This window comes from Intrasporangium zincisolvens, from assembly GCF_034724055.1.
Classification (GTDB): domain Bacteria; phylum Actinomycetota; class Actinomycetes; order Actinomycetales; family Dermatophilaceae; genus Monashia; species Monashia zincisolvens.
Window position 1 is genome coordinate 118,594 of the sequence record NZ_JAWIIL010000002.1, and the last position, 15,353, is coordinate 133,946.

General features: G+C 68.6%; 26 protein-coding genes. All 26 read left to right on the forward strand.

Annotated features, from left to right (window positions below; translation table 11 throughout):
* The first annotated feature begins 1 nt into the window (after nt 1).
* The 26 genes from RY076_RS04910 to RY076_RS05035 all read left to right on the forward strand — a co-directional run bounded on the left by RY076_RS04910 (nt 2) and on the right by RY076_RS05035 (nt 15,092).
* Nucleotides 2-445, forward strand: a complete 444-nt coding sequence (locus tag RY076_RS04910; RefSeq protein ID WP_323096486.1) for a thiol-disulfide oxidoreductase DCC family protein — start codon at nt 2-4, stop codon at nt 443-445.
* Nucleotides 446-873: 428 nt separating this feature from the next.
* The gene (gene rpsJ / locus RY076_RS04915; RefSeq protein ID WP_009775966.1) at nt 874-1,182 is read left to right on the forward strand and encodes a 30S ribosomal protein S10; all 309 of its coding nucleotides are present in this window, start codon (nt 874-876) and stop codon (nt 1,180-1,182) included.
* A 14-nt stretch (nt 1,183-1,196) separates the two neighbouring features.
* Nucleotides 1,197-1,856 carry a 50S ribosomal protein L3 gene (gene rplC, locus RY076_RS04920; protein ID WP_076264128.1) on the forward strand — a complete coding sequence of 220 codons (660 nt, stop codon included), beginning with the start codon at nt 1,197-1,199 and terminating at the stop codon, nt 1,854-1,856.
* On the forward strand, nt 1,853-2,488 hold the full coding sequence (gene rplD / locus RY076_RS04925; protein WP_323096487.1) for a 50S ribosomal protein L4: 636 nt from the start codon (nt 1,853-1,855) through the stop codon (nt 2,486-2,488). The genes rplC and rplD overlap by 4 nt, the downstream gene beginning before the upstream one ends.
* Nucleotides 2,485-2,784 carry a 50S ribosomal protein L23 gene (gene rplW / locus RY076_RS04930; protein WP_076264094.1) on the forward strand — a complete coding sequence of 100 codons (300 nt, stop codon included), beginning with the start codon at nt 2,485-2,487 and terminating at the stop codon, nt 2,782-2,784. The genes rplD and rplW overlap by 4 nt, the downstream gene beginning before the upstream one ends.
* Nucleotides 2,785-2,816: 32 nt before the next feature.
* Nucleotides 2,817-3,653 (forward strand): 50S ribosomal protein L2, encoded by an 837-nt coding sequence (gene rplB, locus RY076_RS04935; RefSeq protein ID WP_323096488.1) that lies wholly within the window; start codon nt 2,817-2,819, stop codon nt 3,651-3,653.
* Nucleotides 3,654-3,668: 15 nt separating this feature from the next.
* A complete protein-coding gene (rpsS, locus tag RY076_RS04940; protein WP_323096489.1) occupies nt 3,669-3,950 on the forward strand; it encodes a 30S ribosomal protein S19 in 282 nt (93 codons plus the stop codon).
* A gap of 26 nt (nt 3,951-3,976) precedes the next feature.
* Complete coding sequence (gene rplV, locus RY076_RS04945; protein ID WP_076264096.1) at nt 3,977-4,345, forward strand: 50S ribosomal protein L22; 369 nt, start codon at nt 3,977-3,979, stop codon at nt 4,343-4,345.
* Complete coding sequence (gene rpsC / locus RY076_RS04950) at nt 4,345-5,169, forward strand: 30S ribosomal protein S3 (RefSeq protein WP_323096491.1); 825 nt, start codon at nt 4,345-4,347, stop codon at nt 5,167-5,169. The genes rplV and rpsC overlap by 1 nt, the downstream gene beginning before the upstream one ends.
* 2 nt (nt 5,170-5,171) lie before the next feature.
* On the forward strand, nt 5,172-5,591 hold the full coding sequence (rplP, locus tag RY076_RS04955) for a 50S ribosomal protein L16 (RefSeq protein ID WP_076264098.1): 420 nt from the start codon (nt 5,172-5,174) through the stop codon (nt 5,589-5,591).
* Nucleotides 5,591-5,947, forward strand: a complete 357-nt coding sequence (gene rpmC, locus RY076_RS04960) for a 50S ribosomal protein L29 (protein ID WP_323096492.1) — start codon at nt 5,591-5,593, stop codon at nt 5,945-5,947. The genes rplP and rpmC overlap by 1 nt, the downstream gene beginning before the upstream one ends.
* Nucleotides 5,944-6,246 carry a 30S ribosomal protein S17 gene (gene rpsQ, locus RY076_RS04965; protein ID WP_323096493.1) on the forward strand — a complete coding sequence of 101 codons (303 nt, stop codon included), beginning with the start codon at nt 5,944-5,946 and terminating at the stop codon, nt 6,244-6,246. Before rpmC ends, rpsQ begins: the two co-directional genes overlap by 4 nt.
* 76 nt (nt 6,247-6,322) lie before the next feature.
* Nucleotides 6,323-6,691, forward strand: a complete 369-nt coding sequence (rplN, locus tag RY076_RS04970; RefSeq protein WP_076264101.1) for a 50S ribosomal protein L14 — start codon at nt 6,323-6,325, stop codon at nt 6,689-6,691.
* Between the two features lie 3 nt (nt 6,692-6,694).
* Nucleotides 6,695-7,060, forward strand: a complete 366-nt coding sequence (gene rplX, locus RY076_RS04975; RefSeq protein ID WP_323096494.1) for a 50S ribosomal protein L24 — start codon at nt 6,695-6,697, stop codon at nt 7,058-7,060.
* 2 nt (nt 7,061-7,062) lie between these two features.
* Nucleotides 7,063-7,623 carry a 50S ribosomal protein L5 gene (rplE, locus tag RY076_RS04980; RefSeq protein WP_323096495.1) on the forward strand — a complete coding sequence of 187 codons (561 nt, stop codon included), beginning with the start codon at nt 7,063-7,065 and terminating at the stop codon, nt 7,621-7,623.
* Nucleotide 7,624: 1 nt separating this feature from the next.
* Nucleotides 7,625-7,810 carry a type Z 30S ribosomal protein S14 gene (locus RY076_RS04985; RefSeq protein ID WP_013493557.1) on the forward strand — a complete coding sequence of 62 codons (186 nt, stop codon included), beginning with the start codon at nt 7,625-7,627 and terminating at the stop codon, nt 7,808-7,810.
* A gap of 116 nt (nt 7,811-7,926) precedes the next feature.
* Nucleotides 7,927-8,325: a 30S ribosomal protein S8 gene (gene rpsH, locus RY076_RS04990; RefSeq protein WP_323096496.1), complete on the forward strand. Its 399-nt coding sequence runs from the start codon at nt 7,927-7,929 to the stop codon at nt 8,323-8,325.
* 12 nt (nt 8,326-8,337) lie between these two features.
* Nucleotides 8,338-8,874: a 50S ribosomal protein L6 gene (gene rplF, locus RY076_RS04995; RefSeq protein WP_323096497.1), complete on the forward strand. Its 537-nt coding sequence runs from the start codon at nt 8,338-8,340 to the stop codon at nt 8,872-8,874.
* A gap of 3 nt (nt 8,875-8,877) precedes the next feature.
* Nucleotides 8,878-9,252, forward strand: a complete 375-nt coding sequence (gene rplR, locus RY076_RS05000; RefSeq protein ID WP_323096498.1) for a 50S ribosomal protein L18 — start codon at nt 8,878-8,880, stop codon at nt 9,250-9,252.
* Nucleotides 9,253-9,292: 40 nt separating this feature from the next.
* On the forward strand, nt 9,293-9,955 hold the full coding sequence (gene rpsE, locus RY076_RS05005) for a 30S ribosomal protein S5 (protein WP_323096499.1): 663 nt from the start codon (nt 9,293-9,295) through the stop codon (nt 9,953-9,955).
* On the forward strand, nt 9,955-10,137 hold the full coding sequence (gene rpmD, locus RY076_RS05010; protein ID WP_045191891.1) for a 50S ribosomal protein L30: 183 nt from the start codon (nt 9,955-9,957) through the stop codon (nt 10,135-10,137). The genes rpsE and rpmD overlap by 1 nt, the downstream gene beginning before the upstream one ends.
* Before the next feature lie 2 nt (nt 10,138-10,139).
* On the forward strand, nt 10,140-10,613 hold the full coding sequence (gene rplO, locus RY076_RS05015) for a 50S ribosomal protein L15 (protein ID WP_323096500.1): 474 nt from the start codon (nt 10,140-10,142) through the stop codon (nt 10,611-10,613).
* Nucleotides 10,614-10,806: 193 nt separating this feature from the next.
* On the forward strand, nt 10,807-12,129 hold the full coding sequence (gene secY / locus RY076_RS05020) for a preprotein translocase subunit SecY (RefSeq protein ID WP_323096501.1): 1,323 nt from the start codon (nt 10,807-10,809) through the stop codon (nt 12,127-12,129).
* The gene (locus RY076_RS05025; RefSeq protein ID WP_323096502.1) at nt 12,129-12,707 is read left to right on the forward strand and encodes an adenylate kinase; all 579 of its coding nucleotides are present in this window, start codon (nt 12,129-12,131) and stop codon (nt 12,705-12,707) included. The genes secY and RY076_RS05025 overlap by 1 nt, the downstream gene beginning before the upstream one ends.
* Nucleotides 12,708-12,762: 55 nt before the next feature.
* Nucleotides 12,763-13,605, forward strand: coding sequence for a type I methionyl aminopeptidase (gene map / locus RY076_RS05030; RefSeq protein ID WP_323096503.1), 843 nt, complete (start codon nt 12,763-12,765; stop codon nt 13,603-13,605).
* Nucleotides 13,606-13,664: 59 nt separating this feature from the next.
* Nucleotides 13,665-15,092 carry a serine hydrolase domain-containing protein gene (locus tag RY076_RS05035; protein ID WP_323096504.1) on the forward strand — a complete coding sequence of 476 codons (1,428 nt, stop codon included), beginning with the start codon at nt 13,665-13,667 and terminating at the stop codon, nt 15,090-15,092.
* The last annotated feature ends 261 nt before the right edge of the window (nt 15,093-15,353 follow it).

Sequence of the window (15,353 nt, forward strand, 5' to 3'; positions counted from 1 at the left end):
CGTGCAGCTGACCGTGCCCGACCGGCCGACGCTGGTGTACGACGCCGACTGCGGCTTCTGCACCCGCAGCGCGCAGTTCGCGCGGCGCTGGGTCGACCGTCGCGGGCGCTACGACGTGCGGCCCTGGCAGGAGCTCGACCTCGCCGCGGTCGGGCTCAGCCCGCAGGACTGCGACGAGGCGGCCCAGTTCGTCACGGCCGACGGCTCGATCCGGTCGGGTCACCGGGCCGTGGCGAGTGCCGTGACGCACGGCGCTCCGGCCTGGCGACCGCTCGGCTACCTCCTGCTCGCGCCGGGAGTCTCCGCCCTCGCGGCCCGGGTGTACACGTGGGTCGCCGACCACCGGTACCAGCTGCCGGGCGGCACCGCCGCCTGCGCCCGACCGGCGCCCGACGCAGGCAGCGACGCCGGCAGCGACGCCGGCAGCGACGCTGCCTCCGGCTGACCGCCGGGGGAGGGGCGCCGCCTCCGAGCTCCTCCGAGGTCCCCCGAGGTCCCGCGTGCGACCTGCGACGACGCGGCCGACGCCCGCCCGGCAGGACCGGCGACGCGCCACGGTCGGGGGTGGTCCGGGCGGTCCCCGTCTCGATTTGATAGGGCCCGTGCCCCTCTGGCACACTGTTCAGGTTGCTTGACGCGCGTCGCTGACCCATGTCGGCGTCGCCGCCCCTCGAGAGCCTCCTGACGGGGACTCGCCAGGACTCCTCTCGGAGGCCCGAGGGAAGCGCAATGCAACCCGGTTCGGCCGGGACTCACGACGAAAGTGGCACTTCCGTGCGCACTTTCTCCTCGTGGAGAGGGCGACACGCCCGACCTCGGGGGTCGGAGGCCAAGGGAACCGGCAGTCAGAAGCGAGAGAGAGACGTTCATCAGATGGCGGGACAGAAGATCCGCATCCGGCTGAAGTCGTACGACCACGAGGTCATCGACAACTCGGCCCGGAAGATCGTTGACACAGTGACGCGCGCCGGCGCGACCGTGGTGGGCCCCGTCCCGCTGCCGACGGAGAAGAACGTCTTCGTCGTGATCCGGTCGCCGCACAAGTACAAGGACAGCCGCGAGCACTTCGAGATGCGCACGCACAAGCGCCTCATCGACATCATCGACCCGACGCCCAAGGCCGTCGACTCGCTGATGCGTCTCGACCTGCCGGCGGACGTCAACATCGAGATCAAGCTCTGAGGCGGTTGGTGAACATGACGACTGTTGCTCAGCAGAAGACCATCAAGGGCGTTCTCGGCGAGAAGCTCGGCATGACCCAGGTGTGGGACGCCGACAACCGCCTCGTGCCCGTGACCGTGGTCAAGGCCGGCCCCTGCGTCGTGACCCAGGTCCGCAGCGGCGACGCCGACGGCTACGACGCCGTCCAGATCGCCTTCGGCGCCATCGACCCGCGCAAGGTCAACAAGCCGATGACCGGCCACTTCGAGAAGGCCGGCGTGACGCCGCGCCGTCACCTCGTCGAGCTGCGCACCGCCGACGCCGGCGAGTACGAGCTCGGCCAGGAGATCACCGCCGAGTCCTTCGAGGCCGGCCAGCGCGTCGACGCCACCGGCACGACCAAGGGCAAGGGCTTCGCCGGTGTCATGAAGCGTCACGGCTTCCACGGCGTCTCCTCGTCGCACGGTGCGCACCGCAACCACCGCAAGCCGGGCTCCATCGGCGGCTGCGCCACGCCGGGCCGTGTCTTCAAGGGCATGCGCATGGCCGGTCGCATGGGTGGCGTCCGCCAGACGACCCAGAACCTCCAGATCCACGCCGTTGACGCCGAGAAGGGCCTCCTGCTCATCAAGGGTGCCGTCCCCGGCCCCCGCGGTGGCATCGTCCTGATCCGCACGGCTGCGAAGGGTGCATGAACGACATGGCAACCAAGACGCAGAACCTGCCCGCCGAGATCTTCGACGTCCAGACCAACGTCCCGCTGATCCACCAGGTCGTGGTGGCGCAGCTGGCCGCCGCTCGTCAGGGCACGCACTCGACCAAGACCCGCGGCGAGGTCCGCGGCGGTGGGCGCAAGCCGTACCGCCAGAAGGGCACCGGTCGTGCCCGTCAGGGCTCGACGCGTGCGCCGCAGTTCGCCGGCGGTGGCGTCGTCCACGGTCCGCAGCCGCGCGACTACTCGCAGCGCACCCCCAAGAAGATGAAGGCCGCCGCCCTGCGCGGTGCCCTCTCCGACCGGGCCCGCTTCGAGCGCATCCACGTCGTCGACTCCATCGTCACGGGCGAGCAGCCCTCGGCGAAGGACGCCGCGGTGTTCCTCGCCGGCCTGACCGAGCGTCCGAACCTGCTCGTCGTCATCGAGCGCGGCGACGACGTGACGTTCAAGTCGGTCCGCAACCTGCAGAACGTCCACGTCCTGGTCTCCGACCAGCTCAACACCTACGACGTCCTCTGCGCCGACGACATCGTGTTCACCCAGGCCGCCCTCGACGCCTTCGTCGCCGGCAGCACCAAGGGTGCCGAGGCCGACAAGGAGGCCACCAAGTGAGCATCCACGCCAAGGACCCCCGCGACATCCTGATCGCGCCGGTCGTCTCCGAGAAGTCCTACGGGCTGCTCGACGAGGGCAAGTACACCTTCATCGTCGACCCGAGGGCCAACAAGACGGAGATCAAGATCGCCATCGAGCAGATCTTCGACGTCAAGGTCGACAAGGTCCACACCCTGAACCGTCAGGGCAAGAGCCGTCGCACCCGTTTCGGCATCGGCAAGCGCAAGGACACCAAGCGTGCGATCGTCTCCCTCCGCGAGGGCACGATCGACATCTTCGGTGCGGGCGCCTGAGACCGACGAAGAATCGTAAGGACTTAACGAACATGGGTATCCGCAAGTACAAGCCGACCACACCGGGCCGTCGCGGCTCGTCGGTCGCCGACTTCGTCGAGATCACGCGCAGCACCCCGGAGAAGTCGCTCGTCCGACCGCTCTCCAAGACGGGTGGCCGCAACAACGCCGGACGCATCACCACGCGTCACATCGGTGGCGGTCACAAGCGCGCCTACCGCGTCATCGACTTCCGTCGCCACGACAAGGACGGCGTGCCGGCCAAGGTCGCGCACATCGAGTACGACCCCAACCGCACGGCGCGCATCGCGCTCGTCCAGTACGCCGACGGCGAGAAGCGCTACATCCTGGCGCCGAACCGCCTCAAGCAGGGCGACCCGATCGAGAACGGCCCCGCGGCCGACATCAAGCCGGGCAACAGCCTGCCGCTGCGCAACATCCCCGTCGGTACGGTCGTGCACGCCATCGAGCTCAAGCCGGGTGGCGGCGCCAAGATCGCCCGTTCCGCCGGTGCGCGCGTCCAGCTCGTCGCCAAGGACGGCCCCTACGCGCAGCTGCGCATGCCGTCCGGTGAGATCCGCAACGTCGACGTGCGCTGCCGCGCCACCGTCGGCGAGGTGGGCAACGCCGAGCAGAGCAACATCAACTGGGGCAAGGCCGGCCGCATGCGCTGGAAGGGCAAGCGCCCGACCGTCCGTGGTGTCGCCATGAACCCGGTCGACCACCCGCACGGTGGTGGTGAGGGCAAGACGTCCGGTGGTCGTCACCCCGTCAGCCCCTGGGGTCAGGCCGAAGGCCGCACCCGCAAGGGACACAAGGAAAGCGACAAGCTCATCGTGCGTCGCCGTCGTACTGGCAAGAAGCGCTGATAAGGAGCCTTTGGAATGCCTCGTAGCCTGAAGAAGGGCCCCTTCATCGACGACCACCTTCAGAAGAAGGTGGACGCCCAGAACGAAGCGGGCACCAAGAACGTCATCAAGACCTGGTCGCGTCGTTCGGTCATCAGCCCGGACATGCTGAACCACACCTTCGCCGTCCACGACGGCCGCAAGCACGTCCCGGTGTTCGTCACCGAGTCGATGGTCGGCCACAAGCTCGGCGAGTTCGCACCGACCCGCACGTTCAAGGGTCACGTGAAGGACGACAAGAAGGGTCGTCGTCGCTGATGGCCATCGAATCCAAGGAAGTTGTCATGGAAGCCAAGGCTTCGGCCCGGCACGTCCGGGTCAGCCCGCAGAAGGCCCGCCGTGTCGTGGACCTGATCCGCGGCAAGGCCGCGACCGACGCCGTCACGGTGCTCACGTTCGCCCCGCAGTCGGCGTCCGACCCGGTCAAGAAGGTGCTCGAGAGCGCCATCGCCAACGCCCGGTTCAAGGCCGACAAGGAGTCGGTGGCCTTCGACGAGCGCAACCTCGTCATCACGGCCGCCTTCGTCGACGAGGGCCCGACCATGAAGCGTTTCCGTCCGCGTGCCCAGGGCCGCGCCGGTCGCATCAACAAGCGGACGAGCCACATCACCGTCGTCGTCACCCAGCCCGAGAACACGAAGGGAGCCCGCTGATGGGTCAGAAGGTCAACCCCCACGGCTTCCGTCTGGGCATCACCACCGACCACAAGAGCCGCTGGTTCGCCGACTCCACCAAGCAGGGTCAGCGCTACCGCGACTACGTGAAGGAAGACGTCGCCATCCGTCGCCTCATGGCGACGGGCATGGAGCGCGCCGGCATCGCCTCGGTCGAGATCGAGCGCACCCGTGACCGCGTCCGCGTCGACATCCACACGGCCCGCCCGGGCATCGTCATCGGCCGCCGCGGCGCCGAGGCCGACCGCATCCGCGGCGAGCTCGAGAAGCTCACGGGCAAGCAGGTCCAGCTGAACATCCTCGAGGTCAAGAACCCCGAGATCGTGTCCCAGCTGGTCGCCCAGGGCATCGCCGAGCAGCTCTCGGCCCGCGTGGCGTTCCGCCGCGCCATGCGCAAGGGCATGCAGTCCGCCCAGCGCGCCGGCGCCAAGGGCATCCGCGTGCAGGTCTCCGGCCGCCTCAACGGCGCCGAGATGAGTCGCACCGAGTTCTACCGCGAGGGTCGCGTCCCGCTGCACACCCTGCGTGCGCAGATCGACTACGGCTTCTACGAGGCCCGCACCACGTTCGGCCGCATCGGCGTCAAGGTGTGGATCTACAAGGGCGACATGACGGCCAAGGAGCTCGCTGCCCAGCAGGCTGCCGCTCCGCGCCCGTCGCGTGGTCCGCGTCGTGACGGCGGTGACCGTCCGAACCGCGCCCGTCGTGGTGACCGCAACGAGACCGCCGCTGCTCCGGCAGTGAACGAGACCGCTGCTGCCGAGGCCCCTGCCGCGGCCAGCACCGAGAATGAGCAGGCCTGACCATGTTGATTCCCCGTCGAGTCAAGCACCGTAAGCAGCACCACCCGGATCGTCACGGTGCTGCCAAGGGTGGAACGAAGATCGCCTTCGGTGAGTACGGCATCCAGGCTCTCGAGCCGGCCTACGTCACCAACCGCCAGATCGAGTCCGCTCGTATCGCGATGACCCGCTACATCAAGCGTGGCGGAAAGGTCTGGATCAACATCTACCCGGACCGTCCGCTCACGAAGAAGCCCGCCGAGACCCGCATGGGTTCCGGTAAGGGTTCGCCCGAGTGGTGGGTCGCGAACGTCAAGCCGGGTCGCGTCATGTTCGAGCTCTCGGGCGTGGCCGAGCCGGTCGCCCGCGAGGCCATGCGTCTCGCGATGCACAAGCTCCCGATGAAGTGCCGCTTCGTCCAGCGTGAGGGTGGTGACAACTGATGGCAGTCGGAACGAAGGACCTGGCTCCGAACCAGCTGCGTGGTCTCGATGACACGAAGCTCGCCGATGAGCTGAAGAAGGCCAAGGAGGAGCTGTTCAACCTCCGGTTCCAGTCCGCCACGGGCCAGCTGGACAACCACGGTCGTCTGCGCGCGGTCAAGAAGGACATCGCGCGGATCTACACCGAGATGCGCGAGCGCGAGCTCGGCATCGGCTCGGCCCCGGTCGAGGAGGCTGTCCCGGCCAAGGCCGAGGACGACAAGGCCGAGAAGAAGGCCAAGAAGGCTGACAAGAAGGCCGAGAAGAAGGCCGACAAGAAGGCCGAGGCCGACACGGCTGAGGAGACCCAGGCATGAGCGAGAAGGACACCGTGACCACGGACGCGACCACCGGTTCGACCAGCGAGCGCAACAACCGCAAGACCCGTCAGGGCTACGTGGTGAGCGACAAGATGGACAAGACCGTCGTCGTCGAGGTCGAGGACCGCGTCAAGCACGCGCTCTACAGCAAGGTCATCCGTCGGACCTCCAAGGTCAAGGCGCACGACGAGAAGAACGAGGCCGGCCTCGGCGACCGCGTGCTCATCATGGAGACGCGTCCGCTCTCCGCGACGAAGCACTGGCGTGTCGTCGAGATCCTCGAGAAGGCCAAGTAAGCCACCCCCCATTTCCGTTCGGCAAGGCTCACCCGGGTGACCGGGTGAGAACCAGCACGACGACAGGAGTTAGACAGTGATTCAGCAGGAGTCGCGACTGCGCGTCGCCGACAACACCGGTGCCAAGGAGATCCTGTGCATCCGTGTTCTCGGCGGTTCGGGCCGTCGATACGCCGGCATCGGCGACACCATCGTCGCCACCGTCAAGGACGCCATCCCGGGCGGTAACGTCAAGAAGGGCGACGTGGTCAAGGCCGTCATCGTCCGGACCGTCAAGGAGCGTCGTCGTCCCGACGGCTCGTACATCAAGTTCGACGAGAACGCCGCGGTCATCCTGAAGAACGACGGTGACCCGCGTGGTACCCGTATCTTCGGTCCCGTCGGCCGTGAGCTGCGCGAGAAGAAGTTCATGAAGATCATCTCTCTCGCGCCGGAGGTGCTCTGACCCATGGCGAAGATGAAGATCAAGAAGGGTGACCTCGTCCAGGTCATCTCGGGCCGCAGCCAGAAGAACGGCGGCGACCGGGGCAAGCAGGGCAAGGTCATCGCGGTGTACCCGGAGACGCAGCGCGTGCTCGTCGAGGGCATCAACCGCGTCACCAAGCACGTCAAGGCCGGCGCCACCGCGCGTGGCACCCGCACCGGTGGCCTGACCCACACCGAGGCCGCGATCCACGTGAGCAACGTGGCCGTCGTCGACCCGGAGTCGAAGAAGCCGACCCGCGTCAAGACGCGCGTCGAGACGGTCGAGCGAGGCGGTCGCCAGAAGGCGTCCCGCGTGCGCGTCGCCGTGAAGTCGGACAAGGACCTCTGAACATGACGCAGACCACCACCAAGCCGCGCCTCAAGCAGCGCTACCAGGACGAGGTCAAGGCCGCGCTCCAGGAGCAGTTCGGCCACGCCAACGTCATGCAGGTCCCCGGCGTCGTCAAGGTCGTCGTCAACATGGGTGTCGGTGACGCGGCGCGTGACAGCAAGCTCATCGAGGGTGCTGTCCGCGACCTGACCGCGATCACCGGCCAGAAGCCGATCGTGACGCGGGCCCGCAAGTCGATCGCCCAGTTCAAGCTCCGCGAGGGCATGCCGATCGGTGCGCACACGACGCTGCGCGGCGACCGCATGTGGGAGTTCCTCGACCGTCTCGTCACGATCGCGCTCCCGCGCATCCGTGACTTCCGTGGCCTGTCGCCGAAGCAGTTCGACGGCAACGGCAACTACACGTTCGGCCTGACGGAGCAGTCGATGTTCCACGAGATCGACCAGGACCGCATCGACCGCGTCCGTGGCATGGACATCACCGTCGTCACCACGGCCACCAACGACGACGAGGGTCGCGCGCTGCTCAAGCAGCTCGGCTTCCCCTTCAAGGAGAACTGACATGGCCAAGACCGCCCTGATCAACAAGGCGAACCGGAAGCCGAAGTTCAAGGTCCGCGCCTACACGCGGTGCCAGAAGTGCGGTCGCCCGCACTCGGTGTACCGCAAGTTCGGCCTGTGCCGCATCTGCCTTCGCGAGATGGCGCACGCGGGCGAGCTGCCGGGCGTGACCAAGAGCTCCTGGTAATCCACCGGTAGCCACCCAAAGACCAGCCAAAACCTCTGGCACCGTAGGTCGGCCCGGAGCGCCCGCAAGGCGCCCCGGTGTCCGAAACCCCGGTGAGGAAGGGCAAAGAGCCCACCATGACCATGACTGACCCGATTGCGGACATGCTGACCCGCGTCCGGAACGCCAACTCGGCGCACCACGACGTCGTCTCCATGCCGTACTCGAAGCTCAAGAAGAACATCGCCGAGATCCTCCAGGCCGAGGGCTACATCGCCTCCTGGAAGATCGAGGAGGCCGAGGTCGGCCAGACGCTGACCATCGACCTCAAGTACGGCCCGAACCGCGAGCGCTCCATCGCCGGCGTGCGTCGCGTGAGCAAGCCCGGCCTGCGCGTGTACGCCAAGTCGACGAACCTGCCCAAGGTCCTCGGTGGCCTCGGCGTCGCGATCCTGTCGACGTCGAACGGTCTGCTGACCGACCGCCAGGCACACGAGAAGGGCGTGGGTGGGGAAGTCCTCGCCTACGTCTGGTAAGGGGACGCTGACATGTCGCGAATCGGACGACTCCCTGTCTCCATCCCCACGGGTGTGGACGTCGCCGTCAAGGGCCAGGACGTCACCGTCAAGGGCCCCAAGGGTGAGCTCTCGCTGACCGTCGTCACGCCGATCACCGTCGAGGTCGCCGAGGGCAACCTCGAGGTCAAGCGGCCCGACGACGAGCGTGACTCGCGCGCCCGCCACGGCCTGACGCGCTCGCTCATCAACAACATGGTTCTCGGTGTGACCGAGGGCTACGAGAAGAAGATGGAGATCCACGGCACGGGTTACCGTGTCGCCGCGAAGGGCTCGGACCTCGAGTTCTCGCTCGGATACTCGCACCCGATCCTCATCCAGGCTCCCGCCGGCATCAGCTTCGCCGTCGAGAACCCGACCCGCTTCTCGGTGCAGGGCATCGACAAGCAGCTCGTCGGTGAGGTCGCGGCCAACATCCGCAAGCTGCGCAAGCCCGACCCGTACAAGGGCAAGGGCGTTCGCTACGCGGGCGAGCAGATCCGTCGCAAGGTTGGAAAGGCCGGTAAGTAAGCCATGGCAATGATCATCAAGCGCGGCAAGTCCAAGGCTGCCGCCCGCATCCGTCGCCAGGTGCGCGGTCGCAAGAAGATCGCCGGCACGACGGCCCGTCCCCGCCTCGTCGTCTCGCGCTCCAGCCGTCACCTCTTCGTCCAGGTCGTCGACGACACGATCGGCAAGACGGTCGCCTACGCCTCGACGATGGAGGCCGACCTCCGCGCGTTCGACGGCGACAAGACGGCCAAGGCCAAGAAGGTGGGCGAGCTCGTCGCCGCCCGCGCCAAGGACGCCGGTGTCGAGTCCGTCGTGTTCGACCGTGGTGGCAACAAGTACCACGGCCGCGTCGCGGCGATCGCCGAGGGCGCCCGCGAAGGCGGTCTGGCCCTGTGAGCAACTTCGTGAACGCAATTGTTGAGATGAGGAACATCTGATGCCCGGACAGCAGCGTCGAGGCACCGGCCCCGCCGGTGGCGGCGAGCGCACCGAGCGCGGAGACCGCCGTGACAACCGCGGTGGCCGCGACAACCGCGACAGCCGTGACGACAAGAACCAGTACGTCGAGCGCGTCGTGACCATCAACCGCGTCGCCAAGGTCGTCAAGGGTGGTCGTCGCTTCAGCTTCACGGCCCTCGTCGTCGTCGGTGACGGTGACGGCACCGTGGGCGTCGGCTATGGCAAGGCCAAGGAAGTTCCCTCGGCCATCGCCAAGGGTGTCGAGGAGGCCAAGAAGAACTTCTTCAAGGTCCCGCGCATCCAGGGCACCATCCCGCACCCCGTCCAGGGTGAGGCCGCGGCCGGTGTCGTCATGCTCCGTCCCGCCGCCCCCGGTACCGGTGTCATCGCCGGTGGCCCGGTGCGTGCGGTCCTGGAGTGCGCCGGCATCCACGACGTCCTCTCCAAGTCGCTGGGCTCGGACAACGCCATCAACATCGTGCACGCGACCGCGCAGGCCCTGCGTGACCTCGAGCGCCCCGAGTCGGTGGCTGCCCGCCGCGGCAAGACCCTCGAGGAGGTGGCCCCGGCCGCCATGCTCAAGGCCCGTGCTGCTGGTCTCGCCGAGGCCAAGGCCGCGGCCGACAAGGCTGGTGCGTGATGGCTCGTCTCAAGGTGACCCAGACCCGTTCCGAGATCGGTGGCAAGCAGAACCAGCGTGACACGCTGCGCAGCCTCGGTCTGAAGCGCATTGGCGACGTCGTCGTCAAGGAGGACCGTCCCGAGATCCGCGGGATGGTCAAGACGGTGACGCACCTCGTGACCGTCGAGGAGGTTGACTGACCATGGCTGAGGCCAAGAAGACCGAGGGCTCGGCCCTCAAGGTCCACCACCTGCGTCCGGCCCCCGGCGCCAAGACCGCCAAGACCCGCGTCGGTCGTGGTGAGGGCTCCAAGGGCAAGACCGCTGGTCGCGGTACCAAGGGTACGAAGGCCCGCTACCAGGTCCCGGAGCGCTTCGAGGGTGGCTCGATGCCGCTGCACATGCGCCTTCCCAAGCTCCGTGGCTTCAAGAACCCGTTCCGCACCGAGTACCAGGTCGTGAACCTGGACCGCCTGCAGACCCTCTTCCCGGAGGGTGGCCAGGTCTCGGTCGCCGACCTCGTGGCCAAGGGCGCCGTCCGTGACGGCTTCCCGGTCAAGGTGCTCGGCACGGGTGAGATCTCCGTCAATGTGCAGGTCGAGGCGCACAAGTTCTCGGCTTCCGCCAAGGAGAAGATCGAGGCCGCCGGCGGCTCGGTCACGCCCCTCGCGGGCTGACCACCACCCGGTCGGACTCGATCCGGACCCACCCCACACCTCGTGTGAGCAACGCCCCGGGCAGTCGCACCGCGGGTCGACGTGACGTCGACCACCGCGGAGCGGTGCCCGGGGCGTTGCGCCTTTGCGTTAACCTTCCACGGATTGCATGACTCAGGCCGCGCCACCCGCGCGGCACCCCCAGGAGGACCCTGTGCTCGCCGCCTTCGTCCGCGCGTTCCGCACCCCGGACCTGCGCAAGAAGCTGCTCTTCACCCTCGGCATCATCGTGCTGTTCCGCCTCGGCTCCCACGTGCCCACGCCGGGCATCAGCTACAGCCTGGTGCAGCAGTGCCTCCAGGCCAGCAAGGGACAGTCGGGCGACCAGAGCGGGTTCCTCAACCTCGCCAACCTCTTCTCCGGTGGCGCGCTCCTGCAGCTGTCCGTGTTCGCGCTGGGGATCATGCCCTACATCACGGCGAGCATCATCATCCAGCTGCTCACGGTCGTCATCCCGCGCTTCGAGGCGCTCAAGGAGGAGGGCCAGTCGGGGCAGAGCAAGCTGACGCAGTACACGCGCTACCTGACGATCGGCCTCGCGATCCTCCAGTCGGCGACCCTCGTCACCTTCGCGCGCAACCCCTCCAGCCTCTTCGGCGGCAGCTGCCAGTCGATCATGGTGGACCAGTCGATGGTCACCATCGTCATCATGGTCCTGACCATGACGGCCGGCACGGGCCTCATCATGTGGTTCGGCGAGCTCGTCACCGACAAGGGCGTCGGCAACGGCATGTCGCTCATGATCTTCACGTCCATCGCGGCCGGGTTCCCGGGCTCGCTCTGGGCCATCAAGGAGAACAAGGGCTGGGGCACGTTCCTGCTCATCATCATCCTCGGCATGTTCGTCATCGCCGCGGTCGTCTTCGTCGAGCAGTCCCAGCGCCGCATCCCGGTGCAGTACGCCAAGCGCATGGTCGGACGCCGCATGTACGGCGGCACGTCCACCTACATCCCGCTCAAGGTCAACATGGCCGGCGTCATCCCCGTCATCTTCGCCAGCTCGCTGCTGGCGCTGCCCGGACTCGTCGCGCAGTTCAACAACCGCGCCGACGGCAACAACGCGGCGTGGGTGACGTGGGTCCAGGCCAACCTCGTCAAGGGTGACCACCCGATCTACATGGCGGTCTACGTCGGCCTCATCCTCTTCTTCACGTTCTTCTACGTGTCCATCACGTTCAACCCGACCGAGGTCGCGGAGAACATGAAGAAGTACGGCGGCTTCATCCCGGGTATCCGGGCCGGGCGACCCACGGCCGAGTACCTCAACTACGTCCTGACCCGAATCACCGTGCCGGGTGCCATCTACCTCGCGCTCGTCTCGCTCATCCCGCTCGTGGCACTCGTGCTCGTCGGTGCGAACCAGAACTTCCCGTTCGGTGGCACCTCGATCCTCATCGTCGTCGGCGTGGGACTCGAGACGGTCAAGCAGATCGAGGCGCAGCTCCAGCAGCGTCACTACGAAGGGTTCCTCCGCTGATGCCAGCCCCCACGCGACTGATCATCCTCGGCCCGCCCGGCGCCGGGAAGGGCACCCAGGCCGCTCGCATCGCCGAGCGCCTGTCGATCCCGGCGATCTCCACCGGCGACATCTTCCGCTCGAACATCAAGAACGAGACCGAGCTCGGGCTCAAGGTCAAGGACATCCTCGCGTCGGGGGGCTACGTGCCCGACGAGGTCACCAACGAGATCGTCGAGGACCGCCTGTCCTGGGACGACGCCGTGAACGGCTTCCTGCTCGACGGCTACCCCCGCACGTCGGGCCAGGTCGACGCGCTCGACGCCATGCTCGCCAAGCACGACCACGCGCTCGATGCCGTCATCGAGCTCGTCGTCGACGAGGACGCCGTCGTCCAGCGCCTCCTCAAGCGTGCCGAGATCGAGGGCCGCTCCGACGACACCGAGGAGGTCATCCGCGAGCGCCAGGCGATCTACCGCAAGGAGACGGCGCCCCTGGCCGCGCACTACCAGCTCGCCGGCCTGCTCGTGCAGGTCGACGGCATGGGTGAGGTCGACGAGGTCACCGACCGCGTCATCACCGCCCTGCCGCAGCACTGAGCGCACCCGCGCCCTCCACCCGAACGAACCACCCCGAAAGACGACGAGCAGACCTGTGTTCGGACGCAACCGACTGACCGGCCGCACCGACGAGCAGCTGCGCCTCATGCGTGAGGCGGGGCTGCTCGTAGGGCGCACCCTGGAGATGCTCCGGGGTGAGGTGCGCGAAGGCGCCACCACGCTCCAGCTCGATGCCCTCGCCGAGGACTTCATCCGCAGCCACGGCGGCATCCCGAACTTCCAGCTCGTCCCGGGCTACCGGCACACGCTGTGCACGAGCGTCAACGAGGAGGTCGTCCACGGCATCCCCGGCGACCGTGTCCTCCGGGCCGGTGACGTGCTGTCCGTCGACTGCGGCGCCGAGGTCAAGGGCTGGAACGGCGACGCCGCGTTCACGACCGTCGTCGGTGGTGCCGAGGCCGCGCGTCCGGAAGACGTCCACCTCATCGACGCGACCGAGGCGAGCCTCTACGCCGGCATCGCGGCGATGCGCGTCGGGGGCCGGCTGTACGCCGTCGGCGACGCCGTCGAGGCGAGCATCGAGGCGGCCGCCGAGCGCGACGGCCACACCTACGGCGTCATCGACGAGTACGTCGGCCACGGCATCGGGCCGCAGATGCACATGGACCCCCAGATCCCGAACTACGCCGTGCGCGAGAGCGGCCCGAAGCTCGTCGACGGGTTCACCGGGGCCATCGAGCCGATGGTGACCCTCGGCACCAGCGACACCCGCGTCCTGGCCGACGACTGGACCGTCGTCACCACCGACGCCTCCCGCGCGGCCCACTGGGAGCACTCGGTCGCGGTGCGCCAGGACGGGCTGTGGATCCTCACGGCCGTCGACGGCGGCCAGGCGGCGCTCGAGCGCCTCGGCGCCCCGTACGCGCCGCTCGACTGACCCGAACCCCACCGGCCCACCGGCCCACCGGGTGCGTCGCACCGCGTAGCGTGCCGCCCGTGACCCTTCCCCGCAGCACCCCCTCCGCCCAGGACGTCGACGCCTCGGGCCTGCTCGCGTTCGTCGACGCCGTCGAGGCCGGTCGCCTCGGACTGCACAGCCTCATGGTCGCCCGGCACGGGCACGTCATCGCCGAGGGCTGGTGGCGTCCCTACTCGGCCGACCGTGTCCACCTCGGCTACTCCCTGTCCAAGACGCTGACGGCCACGGCCGTCGGCTTCCTCGTGCAGGAGGGGCGCCTCTCCCTCGAGGACCGGGTGCTGTCCCACTTCCCCGAGTACGACCCGGCCACGGTGCCGGCCGGGTGGCACGACGTGCGGGTCAAGCACTGCCTCTCGATGACGGTCGGGCACGAGGAGGACGCGTGGGCCCACGTCTTCGACCGGATGAGCGGCATGGCCGCGGCGGAGCACGACGACTGGGTGCCGCGCGTCCTCGCGACCGAGCCCACGCGCGAGCCCGGCACGCACTTCGCCTACAACCAGGTCGCCACCTACCTGCTGTCGATGATCGTCGGTCGCGTCACCGGCGTCGGCCTGGCCGAGACCCTGCAGCCCCGGCTGCTGTCCCCGCTCGGGCTGCCCGACGTGCCGTGGCACCGTGACCCGCTCGGGCGCGAGCTCGGCTTCACCGGCGCGCACCTGACGACCGAGGGCATCGCGTCCGTCGCCCAGCTCTACCTCGACCTCGGCCGCTGGCAGGGTCGGCAGCTGCTGTCCGACGCATGGGTCGAGGAGGCGAGCCGTGGCTTCGGGCCGCTGCCCGAGGACCCCGGCATGGAGCCGGACTCCTCCCGCGGCTACGGCTACTCGTTCTGGATGCAGCGGCACGGCTTCCGCGGCGACGGCGCCTTCGGCCAGTTCCTCATCGTCCTGCCCGAGCACGACACCGTCGTGGCCATCACCGCCGAGCAGGACCGCACGCAGCCGACGCTCGACGCGCTGTGGGAGCACGTCGTGCCGGCCATCGGGCGCCCGGGCTCGCCGGCCGCCGACGCTGCCCTGGCCGATCGGCTTGCGGCACTTGAGATCCCGGCCATGGCGGGGGAGGCGCTCGGGCCCGACTACGCCGAGTTCCTGCGGTCCGACGCCTCCGACCTCTCGGCCGACTACACGGCAGTGTCGGTGGCCCGGGCGGAGGGCGGGCAGACGCTCGGGCTGCTCCGGCGCGACACGTGGCTCACGGTGCCGGTCGCCTCGGGCGGCTGGCGCGAGTCCGAGCTCGTCGGCGGGGGAGCGAGGCTGCCCGTCGTGGCGAGCGGCGGCTGGGTCGACGAGGACACCTTCCGGGCCGAGGTCATCGCGATCGAGACCCCGCACCGGTTCCGGGTCGAGGCCCGGCTGCGCGGCGGCGACGCAGACCTGACGTGGCGGATGGTGCCGCTGACCGGCCGCGACCCGCTCTGGCTGGCCACCCGCTGGGCCTGAGCCCGTACCCGGACACCGGCCTGACACGGGCCTGGTACCAGCCCGGCGCCGACCTTCCCGGGAAATCGGGGGGTGCGTTGTCGGTGGGGAGGCGCAGAATCGGGTGGATACGACGACGCGTCGGAAGGGGACGGACATGGCCGGGGACGAGCAGGCAGTCGAGCGCACGGCGGCAGGACGGGGGGACGCGTCGGTCGACGTCGGCGCCGACGTCCGACCCGATGCGTCGGGGGCCGCGGCCACCGGGGTGGCCCCGGGCGC